The sequence below is a fragment of the Paenibacillus sp. 01T431 genome (assembly GCF_056398625.1).
In genome coordinates this window covers 1-437 of sequence record NZ_JBFTPT010000077.1, presented here as the reverse complement: position 1 = coordinate 437, position 437 = coordinate 1, and the positions used below count along the sequence as shown (strand labels likewise).

The 437-nt window shown below is 69.6% G+C and carries 1 pseudogene; it reads left to right on the top strand.

What is annotated here, in order from left to right:
* Positions 1-369, top strand: a pseudogene (locus AC1DM9_RS34530) (hypothetical protein); the annotation flags it as partial.
* Positions 370-437: the final 68 nt, after the last annotated feature.

Genomic DNA, 437 nt, shown 5'->3' with positions numbered 1-437 from the left:
ATCCCGAAGAAGCTGGTGAAGCAGGGTGTGCGCGACATGCTGCGCATGTCCGACGCACGCATGAGCGGCACCAGCTATGGCGCCTGCATCCTCCATGTGTCGCCCGAGGCGTACATCGGCGGGCCCTTCGCGCTGGTGYGCACCGGCGACCTGATCTCGGTGGACATCGACCGGCGCAGCATCCACCTGGAGGTRTCCGACGARGAACTGGCGCGCCGCCGCGCCGCCTGGACCCCGCCGCCGCCCCGCTATGCGCGCGGCTACGGCTTCATGTTCTCCCGGCACATCCGCCAGGCCAACGACGGCTGCGACTTCGACTTCCTCCAGACCGATTTCGGCGACCCGGTGGGCGAGCCGAGCATCTACTGACCGCAAGCCTTCCGCAAGCATCGTCCCCGATAATGGCGGGCGCGCCGCCCCCGGCCGCCCTCCACCCC